Raw genomic sequence first — 15236 nt, 5'->3', positions numbered from 1 at the left:
TGCCGTAATAACGCGCCCCCCGAGTGCGCTGCGCTTACCCGGGCTACAAACGAACTAGGCCCGCAAGCGCGCCGCCAGCCCGGACACGCGCTGCGCGTGCCGCGCCAGCGCCGCCTGCAACACGCCCTCGCTCGCGCACACATGCAACTCGCGGCGCGCGCGCGTGACGCCGGTATAGAGCAGCTCACGCGACAACGTCCGCGCATCCTGCTTCGGCAGCAGCAGCCAGACGGTGTCGAACTCCGAACCCTGCGCCTTGTGTACCGTCATCGCGAACGCACCGCTGTGCGCCGGTAGCGACGCCGGATGGAAGCCGCGCACGCCATCGGCACCGGCGAACCACGCGACCGGCACGCCTGCCGCGTCGCGCTGCACCACGCCGATGTCGCCGTTGAACAGGCCGTGGCGATAGCTGTTTTCGGTGACCAGCAACAGCCGGCCGTGGAAGTACGGATCGCGCTGCACGCCGGCGAGCGCGTCCTCGATGCGCTGGTTCAACGCCGCCGCACCCTGCGCGCCTTCACGCAACGCGGTGAGCAGTCGCAACGCCTGCGCCTGCTGCAACGCCTGCGCGGGATCGGTCAGCGACATCAGGGCACGCCACGGCGCGAGCAACGTCTCGCGCGACGAACCCGACAACGGATCGGACACGTCCTCGTGGAACCTCACGCCCGCAAGCCCCTCGCGCAGCAGTTGCGTTGCGCGCTCCGCATCGCCGGTGCGCATGGCATCGGCGAGCGGCGCCAGCTCCAGCGATTGCGCCTGCCGGTAGCCACGCTGCAACTGCACGCGGTGGCCCGCGAGCACGCCCTCGTCGTCGCGTTCGGGCAACGCGCCCAGCAGCGGCGACAGCATGCGCGCGAGTTCCGCCGGCAACGCGTCGCCCTCGCCCGCGGCGTCGGTGATGGCGGCGAGCACGTCGCCGGCCTCGACCGACGGCAACTGGTCGCGGTCGCCGAGCAGGATCAGCCGCGCGCCATCGGGCACGGCTTCGACGAGCTTGCACATCAGCGGCAGGTCGACCATCGACGCCTCGTCCACGACGACCGCGTCGAACGGCAGCGGATGATCGGCGTCGTGCCGGAAACGCGGGCTGTCGGGAATCGTGCCGAGCAGGCGGTGCAGCGTGCTCGCGGACGATGGCAGTGCATCGCACCACGCCGCCTCGATGCCCTCGATGTCGCGCAGGCGCGCGATCGCCGCGCGCAGGCTTTCGGCCATGCGCTCGGCGGCGCGGCCGGTCGGCGCGGCGAGCGCGATGCGCGGCGGCGGCCGGCCATCGAGCGCGGCCTGCGCGATAAGCAACAGCAGCACGCGCGTGATCGTGGTCGTCTTGCCGGTTCCCGGGCCGCCGGTGACCAGCAGCAGCGAACGCACCAGCGCGAGCGCGGCGGCGCGTGCCTGCCGGTCCGTGTCGCGCGCCCCGGGGAACAGCGCGGCGAACAGCGGTGCCAGCGACGCCAGATCGCCCTTGGCCGGCGACGCCGACGCGATCCGCCGCAGGTTCATCGCGAGGCGGCGTTCGTACTCGCGGTATCGACGCAGGTAAAGCAGGTTGTCTTCCAGCACCAGCGGCGCCTGCGTGGCGGCGGCGTCGCGCGAAGGCAGCGCGACCCAGCGCGAGGCCTGCAGCGCGTCGCGCCATTGCGCCGCGTCGGGCCATTCGACATTCGCATCGCACACCAGTTCCGGACGCGATAGATCCAGGCCCGCATGCCCATGCGCGATCGCCGACGACGCTAACGCCGCGGCGACGAGCACCCGATCGTCCGCATCGCCGTCCTCGCGCCCGAGGCGGCGCAGGCTCTGAGCGAGCGCGTGATCGACCGGTCGCAACGCACCCTGGCGCAGCAAGGCATCGAGCAGGCTCATGCCATCGCCTCCTCGCGGTGCGTCGCGTGGCGGAACAGCGCGTCGAGGCCGTCGATCAACGCGCGCGCAGGCCGCCACGCATGCACGCCCGGCGAGTCGTCGCGCGCGGCATCGAGGCCGCGACAGAACAGGTAGCGGATGCCGCCGAAGTGCGTGTCGTAGTCGTACGCATCGCCAAGACGGAAGCGCAGCCAGCGATGCAATGCGAGCGAATACAGCAGCGCCTGCAGCGTGTACTCGCTGTCGTCCATCGCCGCGGCGAGCGACGCGCGGTCGTACGCGGGCAGGCGATTGGATTTGTAGTCGAGCACGAAGTAGCGCTCGTCGTGCGCGTACACGAGGTCGATCTTGCCGGTCATCAGGCCTTCCAGGCGCTGGCGATTGCCGAACGCGTGGCGCTGCGTGAGCACGTCGTGTTCGTGCAGCAGCGCGAGCAGGCGCGGGACGGGCGTGGATTCCAGCGCGAAGTGGAACTCCATTTCCGACAGGCGCGCGTCGACGGGTACGTCGCACAGACGCGCGCCTTCGGGCAGCGGAACGGTCAGCGTGTGGCCCACCAGCGGCGCGAGCACGTCGACGCCGTCGTCGATGTCTTCGTCCGCATAGCCTTCGCCGTGCAGCGCATCGACGAGATGCCGGCGCTCGCCTTCGGGCATGCCCGCGTCGAGCCAATGCGACCACGCGCCGAAATCCACGCGCTCCAGCACCGAATGCAGCACGTTGCCGAAGCGGCTGCCGCCGAACCGCGGATCGCCGTCGAACACGACCACGGCCGGTTCGTCCTGCGCGCCGCCCTCCTCCGCCACCGCACGCGGCGCGGCTTCGATCGTGCCCGGCGATTCGTTGGCCAGCTGCGTGAAGCTGTACACCCACCAGTCGCGCGACACGGCGCGCCGCGTCTCGCGCGCGACGGGCACCGCGTCGCGACGCTCGGGCGTCAATGCATCGGGCAGACGCAACGGCAACGAAGGCCGATGCACTGCGATCGCATTCCCGAGCACTTCGGCGAGCGCGTGGACGTCGCGCAGCATCGGCTCCAGCGGGCTCAGCTCGGTATTCGCGAAGGGGCCTGTGGCCAGCCACAGCGCATGCCGCGCGCGCGTGAGCCCGACGTACAGCAGGCGCGCGTCCTCGCCGCGCTCTTCGTTTTCATGCCGGATGCGCGCATCGTTCCAGGCCGATGCGTTCTCCGGGGTCGCTTCGCTGCGCAGCTGCAGCACGCGGCCCTCGCCGTCGTGGAACTCGCACAGGTTGCCGTTGCGCGCATCGCGCCCGATCGCGGCGAACGGCAGGAAGACGAACGGGTATTCCAGCCCCTTGCTCTTGTGCAGCGTGAGGATCTGCACGCAGCGCGCGTCGGATTCCAGGCGCAGCTGCTGCGTCTCGTCGCTGTCGTCGGCCTCGGCGATGCGCGTGCGCAGCCAGTCGACCAGCCCGTGCTCGCCGATCGCCTCGATGTCGGCTTCCTGCAACACTTCGGCCAGCTGCAGCGTGTTGGTGAGCCGCCGCTCGCCATCGGATTGCGCGAGCAGGCGCGGCGCGTGTTCGGCCGCGACATCGCCGAGCATCGCGAGCGGCCCATGCCGCTGCCAGCGGTCGCGCCACGCGAGCGCGCGCAGCTGCCAGTGGCGATGCAGTTGCGCGTCCTCGTCGAACCGCGCAAGCGTGTCCGCGTCGAGGCCGACCAGCATCGTCGCGAGCGCGCCGCGCAGGCGCGCGTCGTCGTCGGGACGCAGCAGTGCTTCGAGCAACGCGAGCACGTCACGCGCCTGTTCGGTCGAGAACAGGCTCCGGCGTCCGGCGGCCACGGCGGGAATTCCGGCGCGCGAGAGTGCTTCGCGCATCAGCGTCGCCTCGCCGTGGTTGCGCACGAGCACCGCGATGTCGCCCGATTGCGGCGTACGTTCGGCGCCGCGTTCGCGCAGGACGGCGCGGCCTTCGCGTGCGTCCGACAGCAGGCCATGGATCGCGGTCACGCACGCAAGCGCCGCAAGCTGGCGCGCTTCGCCGACATACCACTTCGAATTACGGCGTCCGTCGTCGGGCGGCGGCAGCACGCAGAGGTCCAGCGCGGGCGCGGTGTTTCCGTCGCGGCGGAAGTCGCCGTCCTGCACCGCACCGCCGGGCTCGACATCGCGGAAGCGGATGCGTTCGTCGACGAATGCGGCCTCGCCCGCGCGTTCGTACAGCGCCGCGATGGCCTGCAGGACCGACGGCCGGGAACGGAAATTGCGATCCAGCGCCGGCGCGCGCTGCGCGCGTTCGGCCGCGGCCAGATAGGTGTGCACGTCGCCGCCGCGGAAGCGGTAGATCGCCTGCTTCGGGTCGCCGATCAGGAACAGCGCAGGTTCGTCGCCGCTGCCGAAGATGCGCTCGAAGATCGACCACTGGCGCGGGTCGGTGTCCTGGAATTCGTCCACCAGCGCGAACGCGTACTGCGCGCGCAGCCGTTCGATGAGGCGCGCGCCGTACGGGCCGTCGAGCGCATCGGCGAGGTTGGCGATGAGGTCGTCGAAAGTCTGCTCGCGGCGCAGGCGTTTGATCGCTGCCAGCCGTTTGGCGGCGGCGTCGCGAACGCGATGCACGAGCGCGATGCGACGCGATGCGAGCCAGGTTTCGCGAGCGTTCGCTGCGTCCAGGTACCGCGCCACCGCGTCGAACAACGGCGAGACCGGCGCCTGCAATGGCGCGCCCTTCTTCGGCTTGTTGGTCTTGTCGGCCAGCATGCGTGGCGTGAGGCGGTCGAGCTTTTCGTGCACCGGCGCCGACGCATCGCCGTTACCGCACCACTGCGACAACGCATTGCGCAGGTCGTCGATCAGCGCGGACTTGTAGCTGGTGCCGTTGAGCACCTTGTTCTCGATGGCCGCATGCAGCGCGGCGCAGGCGTCCTCGCCGTGCGCGGCGAACGCGTCGCGCAACGCGGCGGCGGCGTCGAGCAGTTGCCGCAGCGGATCCGGCGACGCCGGCGGCGGCGCGGGCTGCAGGCGCGGCACGTAGAGCAGCTTGTAGAGATCGCCGGCGAGCCCGTCGGGCGTGCGCCATTGCTGCTGCAGCAGCTCCGCATCGGCCGCGTCGCTGCCGAGCGACCGCCACAGGTCCGTGGCGACGGCGTCGATCAGCTCGCGCTCGCTGCCGGTGAGTTCCGGCGCGAGCAGCGGCTGGCCGGCTTCGACCGCGTGTTCGGCCAGTGCGCGCGCACAGAAGCCGTGAATGGTGAACACCGCGGCGAGGTCCATCTCGCGCGCGGCCTGCCGCAGGCGGCGCGCGAGGGCGAGCGGATCCTCGCGGCGCGCTTGGCGTTCGATCAGCGTGCGCGTCACCGCCGCTTCGCTGTCGTCGTCCAGCGTGGTGGGCATCAGCGCGACTTCATTGGCGAGCCGGGCCGCGAGTTCGAGCCGAAGGCGCAGGCGCTCGCGCAGCTCCTGCGTGGCCGCTTCGGTGTAGGTGACGGCGAGGATCTGGCCGACGCGCAGCCCGCGTTCGATGACCAGTCGCGTGACCAGCGTAGCGAGCGTGAAGGTCTTGCCCGTGCCCGCGCTGGCCTCGATCAAGCGGACGCCGTCGAGCGGCAGGTCCAGGAAGGCGTCGTGCACGGCGCTCATGCGGCCGCTCCAGTGCGCGCGTCGATGTCGTGGCCGTGCACAACCGCGTCGAACAGGCGCGTGGCGAGCTCGCGGAAGCGCACGCCGTCGGGGTCGTCGAACTCGCCCGCGAACGGGTCGTGCCCGCGCAGCGCCAGTTGCACGGCGGCGTTGTTCGCATCGCCCCAGGTGTTGTTGCTGCCGGCCCATTGTTCGCGCGCGAGCTTCCATGCCGACAGCTCGGCGGCCTCGTCGGCACGCGGCGCGGCATACCAGCGATATGCGGATCGCGCCTGGATCGGCAGCGGTTCGCGCAGGCCCTCGCGGTACAGCGCGAGCAGTTCGCGCAAGGCGGCGCGCGCCTGCACGACGGACAGCGCGGGCCGTTCGCGCACGCCGGGGCCGTCGTCCCATAGCGCGAGCTGCGCAAGCGGGCGCGTGTCGCCCAGGGCGGAGAGGATGAGCCAGTCGAGGCCGTGCGCGATCTGCGCCGGGCCGTGCAGCGCATCCAGCCGCATGCGCAGCGCGCCGCGCGGATAGAGGCGGTCGAGGTGGCCGTAGAGCCGCGTGCCGTCCACGTCGAGTTCGAACGCACGCGTGTCCGCATCGCCCTCGCGCCACTCGCGCAGCGCGGTGGCGAACGGCTGCACCTGGGCTTTCAGACCCACGAGCTGGCGCTCGCCGAGCGGGCCGGAGGGCAACAACGCGCGGGCGCGCAGGCGTGCGGCCAGCTCGTCCGTGTCGCCTTCCACGCACGCTTCGAAAACGACGTTCTGCAGCTTCCAGCGATCGAGCCCACGCGCGGGCGCGGTGAGCGGATCGAGGTCGTCGTAGGCGTCGATTTCGTCCGGCAGGCGCAGGCCCATGCGCTGTCGCAGGAACTGCCCCGCCGGGTCGACCAGGAAACGGCGCAGCGCGACCAGCGGCAGTTCGGCCGGCATGCCGACGGCGGGGAGCGCGTCGGCGAACCACGGCGCGGCGTCGATGCGTGGCCCGCGCACGGCGTCGGCCGCCGGATGCCACGGCGCCAGATAGCTGAAATGACGCGGCTCGTCGCGCTGCCCGAACGCGCGCGGCGAGAACGGCTGCAACGGGTGATGCAGGACGAGCGCGTCGCGCGCGTCTTCGTCGAAGTGGTAATGCGCGGCGGCATCGAGCAGTTCGGACACGAGCACCGACGGTTCGCGCGCGCTGCCGTCGCGCGGATCGGCGCCGAGCCAGCTGACGTAGAACACCTCGCCCGCCGACGCGAACAGCTGCAGGAACAGGAAGCGGTCGTCCTCGCGCAGCGAGCGGTCGCCGTGGCGACGCGCGGGCGTGGTCAGCTCCTGCGCCATCTTGTTGAGGCCGCCGGCGGGATCGCGACGCGGGTAGTCGCCGTCGTTCATGCCGAGCAGGCAGATCGCGCGGAACGGGATCAGGCGCATCGGCACCATGCGCGCGAAGCTGACGCCGCCGGTGAGCAGCGGCGCGCGCGTGTCGGATTCCGACAACGCGGTGCGGAAGTAGGCGCGGGCGACGTCCGGCGGTACGGCCTCGTCGAAGCCGGCGTCGTGCGCGCTCTTCGCGAAGGCGTCGACGTGGCGGCGCAGGCGTTCGATCGCGCGCTGGTCGGCGACCGCGCGCGGGTGCTCCGGCAGCAGCGCGTCGAGCAACGCGAACAGCGCGTCGCGCCACTGCGCCGGCGTCATCGAACGGCCGAGCACGCGCTCGTTGCGCGCGAGCACGCGCAGCACGCGGATCAGCACGTCGAGCGCGTCGAGCGCGCTGCCTTCCAGTTCGGTCCACGGCGCGACGCCCGCGAGATCGGCGTCGTCGTTGGTCGCATGCCCGAGCAGCAGGCGGTCGAGCGCGAACCGCCACGTGTACGCATCGTCGGCCGGTGCGTCGTGGCGCGCGCGATGGTCGGGGTCCAGGCCCCAGCGCGCGCCGGCTTCGTGCAGCCACAGGCGCAGGCGCTCCAGGCCGGCGGCGTCGAGGCCGGCGGCGTCCATCAGCGCGGGCGTGGCGATCAGGTCCAGCACCTCGCTCAGGCCGAAGCGCGCGTCCGGCAGCGCCAGCAGGCGCAGGAAAACATCGGCCAGCGGTTCGCCGGCGAGCGGGCTCAGGTCGGCGAGTGCGTACGGGATGTAGTCGCGCGTGCCGGCCAGTCCGCCGAAGACGGCTTCGATGTGCGGTCGATACGGATCGATGTCGGGCGCGAGCACGGCGATCTCGCGCGCCTGCAACGGCGGGTCGAAGCGTGGGTCGTCGAGCAGCGCGCGCAGGCGGTCGTGCAGCACCTGCACTTCGCGCAGGCGCGTGTGGCAGGCGTGGACCTGGAGGCTGGGATCGTCGCGATCGACCTGTTTTCGCCACGGTCGCGGTGCGCGACGGTGCAACAGGTCGCGTTGCAGGCGGCCGAGCAGGCTGTCGCGATCGGGCGCGTCGTCGGGCAGCGCTTCGGGATCGGCGTAGCGCTCCTCCTCCACCGACGGGTGCACGACCTCGTAGCCGCCGAGCACCGCCATGAAATCGCGTCCGGCCGCGCCCCAGTTCGACAGCAGCGGGTTTTCGTCCTCGTGCTCGGCGGGATCGCGCTGCAGGCGTTCGGCGTAGGTCGGCAGGTCGCCCCAGTAGCGGCGCGACGGCGTGGGCACGTGGAAATGCAGCGTCCCCACCCTCGCCTGCGTGGCGATCACGCGCAGCACGTCGGGCGAGATGTTGAGCGTGGCGAAGGCGAACAGCCGCGCGGGCATGCCGGACGGCAGCGGGGCGTCGGGCGCGGCGAAGCGCGAGAGGTAGTCGTCGATGCGGCGCGCGCGATGGCGACGCCCGCCCGCGACACGGCGCCACAGTTCGGCCTGCGCGTCGTTCGGCGCGTCGCCGGCTTCCCAGGCCAGCAGCCAGTCGCGCCGCCACGCCTGGTATTTCTCGAAGATCGATGCGAGTTCGCCCGCCAGCGCCCACGGCTTGAGCGCGTCGTCGCCCGACAGGTACGCGCGCAGCGGCGCGAAGGCGCGGCCCGCGAGGGCGGCAGGATCGGTCAGCTGCGCGTACAGACGCCACTGCAGCGCGGCGGCGTCGAGGTCCTCGCTGGCGCCCGGCACGTTGGCATCGAGCGTCTCGCGGACGAACTCGCCGGGCGTCAGGAACCGCAGGTTCGCGGCTATCCCGTGGCGCTGCGCGAGCGTGGACTGCAGCCAGCGGCGCATCGCCACCTGCGGGATCAGCAGCACGTCGGGCGTCAGCAGCGGCCGGCCGGGCACGGGTTCGCGCAGCTGCGTGGCGAGCAGTTCGCCCAGCACGTCCAGCGCGTTGGAATGGTAGAGGCGGAAGTCGGAGCGGCCGGGCATCGCGGCTATCTTGCCGGAGCGGCGTCGCGCACGACGAGACGCGCCGCGCCGACGCGCGTATTAAGACCGCCCCAAAAACCCGTCGCGATCATGGCCGTGCCGCGCGATGCACCGTGCCGCAAGGCATGGCGGGCAAAGTGCGACGAACCTGCGACAATGCCCGCCTTCCCGGTTCCGTTCAGCCCTTACCGGCCATCCTGCCCGCTTTCCGGCAGCCGGCCGAACACGCACGCGCATGACGAACGAAGCGCCCATCGTCCGCTTGAACCACCTCCGCCTCGATCGCGGCGGACGCGCCGTGCTGCGCGACATCAGCCTGGACGTCCCGCGCGGCAGCATCGTCGCGGTGCTCGGGCCGTCGGGCAGCGGCAAGTCGACGCTGCTCGCGGCGCTGACCGGCGAGCTCGCACCGGCCGCAGGCTCGGTGGAGGTGTTCGGCCAGCCGGTGCCGCAGGGACGTCGCGCGCTGCTCGAACTTCGCAAGGGCATCGGCGTGCTTCTGCAGGGCAACGGCCTGCTGACCGACCTGACCGCGGCCGAGAACGTCGCCCTGCCCTTGCGCGCGCACACCAACCTGCCCGACGCGGTGATTCGCCAGCTGGTGCTGATGAAGCTGCACGCGGTGGGCCTGCGCGCGGTGGCCGTTTCGTACCCGCGCGAACTGTCCGGCGGCATGGCGCGCCGCGTCGCGCTGGCCCGCGCGCTGGCGCTGGATCCGCCGCTGATGATCTACGACGAGCCGCTGACCGGCCTGGACCCGATCGCCTCGGGCGTCGTGATGGAGCTGGTGAAGCGCCTCAACGACACGCTGGGGCTGACCAGCATCGTCGTCACCCACCACGTGCACGAAACGCTGCCGGTGGCCGACCACGCCATCGTCATCGCGAACGGCGGGATCGTCTTCTCCGGCACGCCGGCCCAGCTGGAAGCCAGCGAGGACCCGTTCGTGCGCCAGTTCCTCAACGGGGAACCGGACGGCCCGATCGCCTTCGACGCCGCGCCGCGCACCTCGGAGGCCGCCTGATGCCGTTCGTTGCCGCCACGCGCTCGCTCGGTCGGGCCGGGTTGTTCTCGTTGTCCGTCCTGCGGGCCTCCAGGCCGACCGCCGACTTCTGGCGCGAGCTGGTTCGTGAGATTTACAAGATCGGCGCACGGTCGCTGCCGATCATCGCCGTTGGTGGCGCGTTCGTCGGCCTTTCGGTGACGCTGCTCGGCTACCGCGCGCTGGAAACCTACGGCGCGACGGCCCAGGTCAGCGCGATGCTGGGCCTCGGCCTGTACCGGGAACTCGGCCCGGTGCTGACCGCCCTGCTCTTCATCGGCCGCGCGGGCAGCTCCATCGCCGCCGAACTCGGCCTGATGCGCGCCACCGACCAGATCACCGCGCTTGGACTCATGGCGATCGATCCGGTCGGCAAGGCCGTCGCGCCGCGCTTCTGGGCGGCGGTGCTCTGCGTGCCGCTGCTGACGGGCTTCTTCTGCAGCCTGGCGATCAGCGCGAGCTACTTCGAGTCGGTCCACGTCATCGGCCTGGACGCGGGCACCTTCTGGCAGGTGTTGAAGGACAGTGTCGATTTCGTCGACGACTTCCTGATGGCCTTCGTGAAGTCGGCGGTGTTCGGCGGCACGGCGGCACTGGTGGCGGCTTACGTGGGCTTCCACGCCGAGCCGACGATCGAGGGCACCTCGGTGGCGACCACCCGCGCCGTGGTCAACGCCTCGTTGCTGGTGCTGATGTTCAATTTCGTGATGTCGGCTTTCCTGTTCCGGTGAGTCGGGATCCGGGACGGGAGCCGGGATTCGTGATCCGGCCCCACCCCGCTCCCCTCCCATCCCAATCCCCTATTCCGGTCTTTCCTATGCGTGCCCCCCGAATCGAATTCGCCGTCGGCGCCTTCCTCCTGCTGGCGCTCGCCTCGCTGCTGGTCCTGGCGCTCGCCTCGACCAACGGTCGCTGGGGCCTAGGCGGCGACACCTACCCGCTGACCGCCCGTTTCTCGACGATCGGGGCGCTGCGACCCAACGCGCCGATCAAGATCGGTGGCGTCTCCATCGGACATGTCGACAAGATCGACGTGGATCCCGTCAAGTTCGACACCGTTGTGACCCTGGCGATCAACAAGCGCTACGACAAGCTGCCGGCCGACACGGCAGCGAGCATCCTCACCAGCGGCCTGCTGGGCGAGAGCTACGTGAACCTCGCGCCGGGTGGCGACCCCGAAAACCTGAAGCCCGGCGACGAGCTTTACCTGACCCAATCGGCGGTCGATCTGATCCAGCTGGTGGGCAAGTACATGTTCAGCGGCGGTGGCGCAAAGCCCGCCGACAATGCCGGACAAACCGACGGCCAAGACGCCGCACTTCCCGATTATCTGCAAGGCGAATCCGCCCCCACGGACGAGACCAAGAAGCCATGACGCGCATTTCCAACCGTTCCCTTTCGCTCCTCATCGCCGCCGCGCTGGCCGTGGCCGCCCCGGCCGCCGTGCTCGCGCAGACCGCGCCGGCGCCGGCCGCCACGCCGGCCGCCGACTCGCCCAGCCAGCTGGTGCTGAGCAATTCCACCCGCATCCTGGCGACGCTGGAATCGCGCCGCGCCGAGTTCCAGAAGAACCGCGGCGCGCTGCGCGACTTCATCGGCAGCGAGTTCAACAACATGTTCGACCGCGACTACTCCGCCCGCCTCGTGCTGGGCGTGCACGGTCGCGGCGCGTCCGACGCGGACGTGAAGGTCTTCGCCGACGCGCTGGCCGACAGCCTGATGCAGCGCTACGGTTCCTCGCTGCTGGACCTCAACACCAAGCTGAAGGTCCGCGTGAAGTCCGAAACCCCGCTGCGCGGCGGCGCCATCGTGAAGGTGTCGAGCGAGTACCTGCGCCAGGGCAACGAGCCGGTGCCGGTCGATTACCTGATGCGCAAGGTCGGTTCGCAGTGGAAGGTGTTCGACGTGATGGTGGAAGGCGTCAGCTTCGTGCAGACCTTCCGCAACCAGTTCGACGCGCCGCTGAAGCAGAAGTCGATCCCGCAGGTCGCCGCAGATATCAAGGCTGGCAAGCTGCAGGCGCAGGCCGCCACGAACTGACATGGCCGCCGCGACGGTCCGCCAGGACGGTGACACCCTCGCCTTCGGCGGCGTGCTTGAGCGCGCCGCCGTCGCCTCGTTGTGGTCGCAGCTGCGCGCGGCAAAGGCGCGCCGCCTCGACCTGAGCGCCGTGGAATCGGTCGACAGCGCGGGCCTCGCGCTGCTGGCCGAGCTCAGCGGGCGCCTGGGGATCTCCGAAGTGATCGGCTCGCCGCCCGGCCTGGCGGACCTGCGACGCGCCTATCGGCTGGACGCGGCGCTGGCCTTCGCCGGCTGAGACGCGTCCCGATCTTCGCCGGTACGCGGGCCCGGGCCACGACGTCATCGCCCGGTCACGTATCGACTTACACTCCCTCACTCTCCTTGCCCCGCAGGTTCGCCGTCCCGGCGCGGGCGACATGGAGACACTGAACAGGCTCCCTCTGCGACCATGCGCCCCCACGCACCCCTCATCGCACTCGTGCTCGCCGCCGCGCCGCTGATCGGCCAGGCGCAGATCCTCACGCGGCCGCTTTCGGGCGCGCAGGCAGCGGAATTCGACCGCTGCATGAAGGCCGCCGGCGACGACAAGGCCGCGGCACGCAAGTGCGTGCAGGCGACCATCGACGGCGAGACCGGCCGGCCGGTCGAATCCCAGCCGCCTGCCGTCCCGGCGACCCCGCCGCCGACCGAAACGCAGCCGACGCCCACGCCCCCGCCGAGCGAGCCGGTTCCGCCGCCGCTGCCGCCCAGCGAGCCGGCGACGACGCCGTCGACGGAGCCGGTGACGCCCGACGCCCCGCCGCCGACGGAGATTCCGCCGACCGACGTCCCGCCCACGTCCACCGAACCGGGTACGACAGCACAGGGCGAGCCGACCCAGGCCGAGCGCGATTTCGACGCCATCTATGGGCCGGAATTCGCCGATCCCACGCTGCCCGCCCCCGCGCCGACGCCCCAGGTCTACGACCCCTGGGAGCGCTACAACCGTGGCATGCACCGCTTCAACAACGCCGTCGACCGCACGGTCGCGCGGCCGCTCGCGCGCGGGTACGTGAAGGTCGTGCCGCGCCCTTTCCGCCTGGGCGTCAGCAACTTCTTCAACAATCTCGGCCAGCCTGTGTCGGCGATCAACGCGCTGCTCCAGGGCAAGCCGAAGCAGGCGGGGCAGTCGCTGGGCCGCTTCCTGCTCAATTCGACCCTGGGCATCGCGGGCATCTTCGATCCGGCTTCCGACGCCAAGCTGCCGAACAAGAGCGAGGATTTCGGCCAGACGCTGGGCGTGTGGGGCTGGAAGCGTTCGCGCTTCGTCGAGTTGCCGCTGTTCGGGCCGCGCACGCTGCGCGACAGCTTTGGCATGGTCGGCGACGCGCCGCTGAGTCCGCTTCGCCAGGTGGAAGCCGATCGCGTGCGCATTCCGCTGCAGGGCCTGCAACTGGTGGACGTGCGTGCGCAGCTGCTGGCGACGGACAGCTTCCGCGAAGGCGCCGAGGACGATTACGCCCTCGTGCGCGATGCGTGGATGCAGCGCCGCGACTACCAGATCTTCGGCGACCGCATGAACGCCGACGACGCCGACAACCTGCCCGATTACCTGCAGGACGACACGAACCCGCAGGTGCCGGTCGATGCGATGCCGGTGATGCCGACCGACGGCGGCTGATCGGCCTCGATCAGGGCTCGCGCAAACAAAAAGCCCCGATGGCGACATCGGGGCTTTTTCGTTGGACGCCGTTTGCGGTTTCGGCAAGTGCGCAACGTCCGTCGCGGCGTTTATTCCTCCGAACCGGTGCGCTCCAGCGTGAGCGGGAGGATCGCCTCCTCCGGTTCCAGTTCGGCGGCCAGCGCCTTCTTGCCTTTGACGCCCAGCTCCACGAGCCGTCGCGCGCGCGGAATCACCGCGTTGCGGGATTCGGACAACTTGCTGCGCGCATCGGTGAAGGCGGTATGCGCGTCGGTGAGCTTCCTTCCGACCAGGTCGAACTCGGCGAGGAAGTTCTGCAGCGCGTCGAGCAGGAGCCCGCCCGACTTGCTGATCTCGATGGCTTCGCGCTGCACCTTGTCGCGCGTCCACAGCCGCTCGATCACGCGCAACACGGCCATCAGGGTGTTGGGCGACGCGAACACGATGCCCTTGGCGAAGGCGTCGGTCTGCAGCGAGGCGTCCGTCCCGAGCGCCGCCGACAGCGCGCCTTCGATCGGCACGAACGCTACCGTCACTTCCAGCGCGGAGTCGCCCACGGCCTTGGGATAGTTCTTTTCGGCGAGGTCCTTCATGTGCTGGCGCAGCGCGACCGAGTGCCGGCGCAGTGCGTCTTCGTGCGCTTCCGGCGTTTCGGCGTTCATCGCCTGCTGCCAGTCGATGAGGTTCACCTTGCTGTCGACGACGATGCGGCGATCGCCGGGCAGGCGCACGACGACGTCCGGACGCAGGCGGCGGCCTTCGTCGTCCTCGCTGGAGGTCTGGCGGTCGTAGTGCGTGCCTTCTTCCAGGCCGGAACCGCGCAGCACGCTTTCCAGCATCAGCTCGCCCCAGTCGCCGCGCACCTTCGCGCTGCCCTTCAGCGCGCGCGTGAGCGCGGAGGCCTGTTCGGCCATGTCCTGGTTCAGCGTCTTGAGTTCATTGACGGCGCCGGCGAGCGCGGCGCGTTCCTTGGCTTCCTCGCCGTAGACCGTGTCCACGCGGTTTCGGAAGACGTTGAGCTGCTCGGCGAAGGGCTTGAGCAGCGTCTCGATGTCCGACTTCGACTGCTGCGTCGCGGTGCGCACGTTGCTTTCGAACTGCGCGCCGCGCTCTTCGAACGTCTTGCCGGCGAGTTCGGCGAAGGTCGCCGACAGCCTGGACTGCGCGGTCTCGAGGAAGCCCTTGATCTCGGCCTTGGCCTGCTCGGCGTGGGCGAGGTTGGCTTCGGCCTGCGCGGTGCGCTCGCGAAGCTGCACGAGTTCGGCGCGCAGGCGCGTCAGCTCGGCGAGTTCGGCGTCCAGCCGCGTGCGCACATCGCCCAGTTCGGCTTCGCGCGCGCGAAGGTTGGCGGCGAGTTCCAGCGCCGACGTGCCCATGCGTTCGGCGCGTTCCATCGCCTCCTCGCGTTCCTGCGCGAGGCGCGCCGTGGTCTCGGCCGCGGCGGCGATGTCGGCATCGCGTTCGGCCAGGCGCACGTGGAGTGCGGACAGCTCGATCGCCTTCGCGCGCTCGGCCTCGCGCAGCGTGGAGAGTTCGGCAGCCGCCGCGCCTTCGCCCTGGCCGCGCGCGAGCCGCGTGAGCAGCCATGCGACGTAGACCAGCATGAGCACGATGACGGCGCCTGCCGCGATGATCAGCGTGTCCATGGTGTGCGCCTCTTGCGGGTTGGTACGACTTGCAGTGTATCGGCCGCGGTCTCA

Annotated in this window: 10 protein-coding genes; 6 read left to right on the top strand and 4 right to left on the bottom strand. The window is 70.7% G+C overall.

The genetic code is table 11. From position 1 onward, the window contains the following. Positions 1-54: 54 nt before the first annotated feature. Genes recD through recC form a run of 3 tightly spaced genes read right to left on the bottom strand, consistent with a single transcriptional unit; the run spans position 55 to position 8791 of the window. Positions 55-1872, bottom strand: coding sequence for an exodeoxyribonuclease V subunit alpha (gene recD, locus LA521A_RS00280; protein WP_281780422.1), 1818 nt, complete (start codon positions 1870-1872; stop codon positions 55-57). Further along, the gene (recB, locus tag LA521A_RS00275; RefSeq protein ID WP_281780421.1) at positions 1869-5477 is read right to left on the bottom strand and encodes an exodeoxyribonuclease V subunit beta; all 3609 of its coding nucleotides are present in this window, start codon (positions 5475-5477) and stop codon (positions 1869-1871) included. The genes recD and recB overlap by 4 nt, the downstream gene beginning before the upstream one ends. Then, complete coding sequence (gene recC, locus LA521A_RS00270) at positions 5474-8791, bottom strand: exodeoxyribonuclease V subunit gamma (RefSeq protein WP_281780420.1); 3318 nt, start codon at positions 8789-8791, stop codon at positions 5474-5476. Before recC ends, recB begins: the two co-directional genes overlap by 4 nt. A gap of 235 nt (positions 8792-9026) precedes the next feature. Between recC and LA521A_RS00265 the strand changes: the two genes are divergently transcribed. The 6 genes from LA521A_RS00265 to LA521A_RS00240 all read left to right on the top strand — a co-directional run bounded on the left by LA521A_RS00265 (position 9027) and on the right by LA521A_RS00240 (position 13515). Next, positions 9027-9815 carry an ABC transporter ATP-binding protein gene (locus tag LA521A_RS00265; RefSeq protein WP_281780419.1) on the top strand — a complete coding sequence of 263 codons (789 nt, stop codon included), beginning with the start codon at positions 9027-9029 and terminating at the stop codon, positions 9813-9815. Beyond that, entirely contained in the window at positions 9815-10564 is a 750-nt protein-coding gene (locus LA521A_RS00260; protein WP_281780418.1) for an MlaE family lipid ABC transporter permease subunit, read from the top strand. The genes LA521A_RS00265 and LA521A_RS00260 overlap by 1 nt, the downstream gene beginning before the upstream one ends. Positions 10565-10650: 86 nt before the next feature. After that, positions 10651-11208, top strand: a complete 558-nt coding sequence (mlaD, locus tag LA521A_RS00255; RefSeq protein WP_281780417.1) for an outer membrane lipid asymmetry maintenance protein MlaD — start codon at positions 10651-10653, stop codon at positions 11206-11208. Between the two features lie 5 nt (positions 11209-11213). Then, positions 11214-11873: an MlaC/ttg2D family ABC transporter substrate-binding protein gene (locus LA521A_RS00250; RefSeq protein WP_425494614.1), complete on the top strand. Its 660-nt coding sequence runs from the start codon at positions 11214-11216 to the stop codon at positions 11871-11873. A gap of 1 nt (position 11874) precedes the next feature. Next, entirely contained in the window at positions 11875-12150 is a 276-nt protein-coding gene (locus LA521A_RS00245; RefSeq protein WP_281780415.1) for an STAS domain-containing protein, read from the top strand. 153 nt (positions 12151-12303) lie between these two features. Continuing rightward, positions 12304-13515, top strand: a complete 1212-nt coding sequence (locus LA521A_RS00240; RefSeq protein ID WP_281780414.1) for an MlaA family lipoprotein — start codon at positions 12304-12306, stop codon at positions 13513-13515. A 110-nt stretch (positions 13516-13625) separates the two neighbouring features. Here LA521A_RS00240 and LA521A_RS00235 read toward each other — a convergent pair whose 3' ends face one another. Continuing rightward, positions 13626-15182, bottom strand: a complete 1557-nt coding sequence (locus LA521A_RS00235) for a DNA recombination protein RmuC (protein ID WP_281780413.1) — start codon at positions 15180-15182, stop codon at positions 13626-13628. Positions 15183-15236: the final 54 nt, after the last annotated feature.

This window comes from Lysobacter auxotrophicus (assembly GCF_027924565.1).
GTDB lineage: Bacteria > Pseudomonadota > Gammaproteobacteria > Xanthomonadales > Xanthomonadaceae > Lysobacter_J > Lysobacter_J auxotrophicus.
The sequence above is the reverse complement of the archived record's forward strand: the minus strand, read 5'-3'. Positions and strand labels throughout refer to the sequence as shown.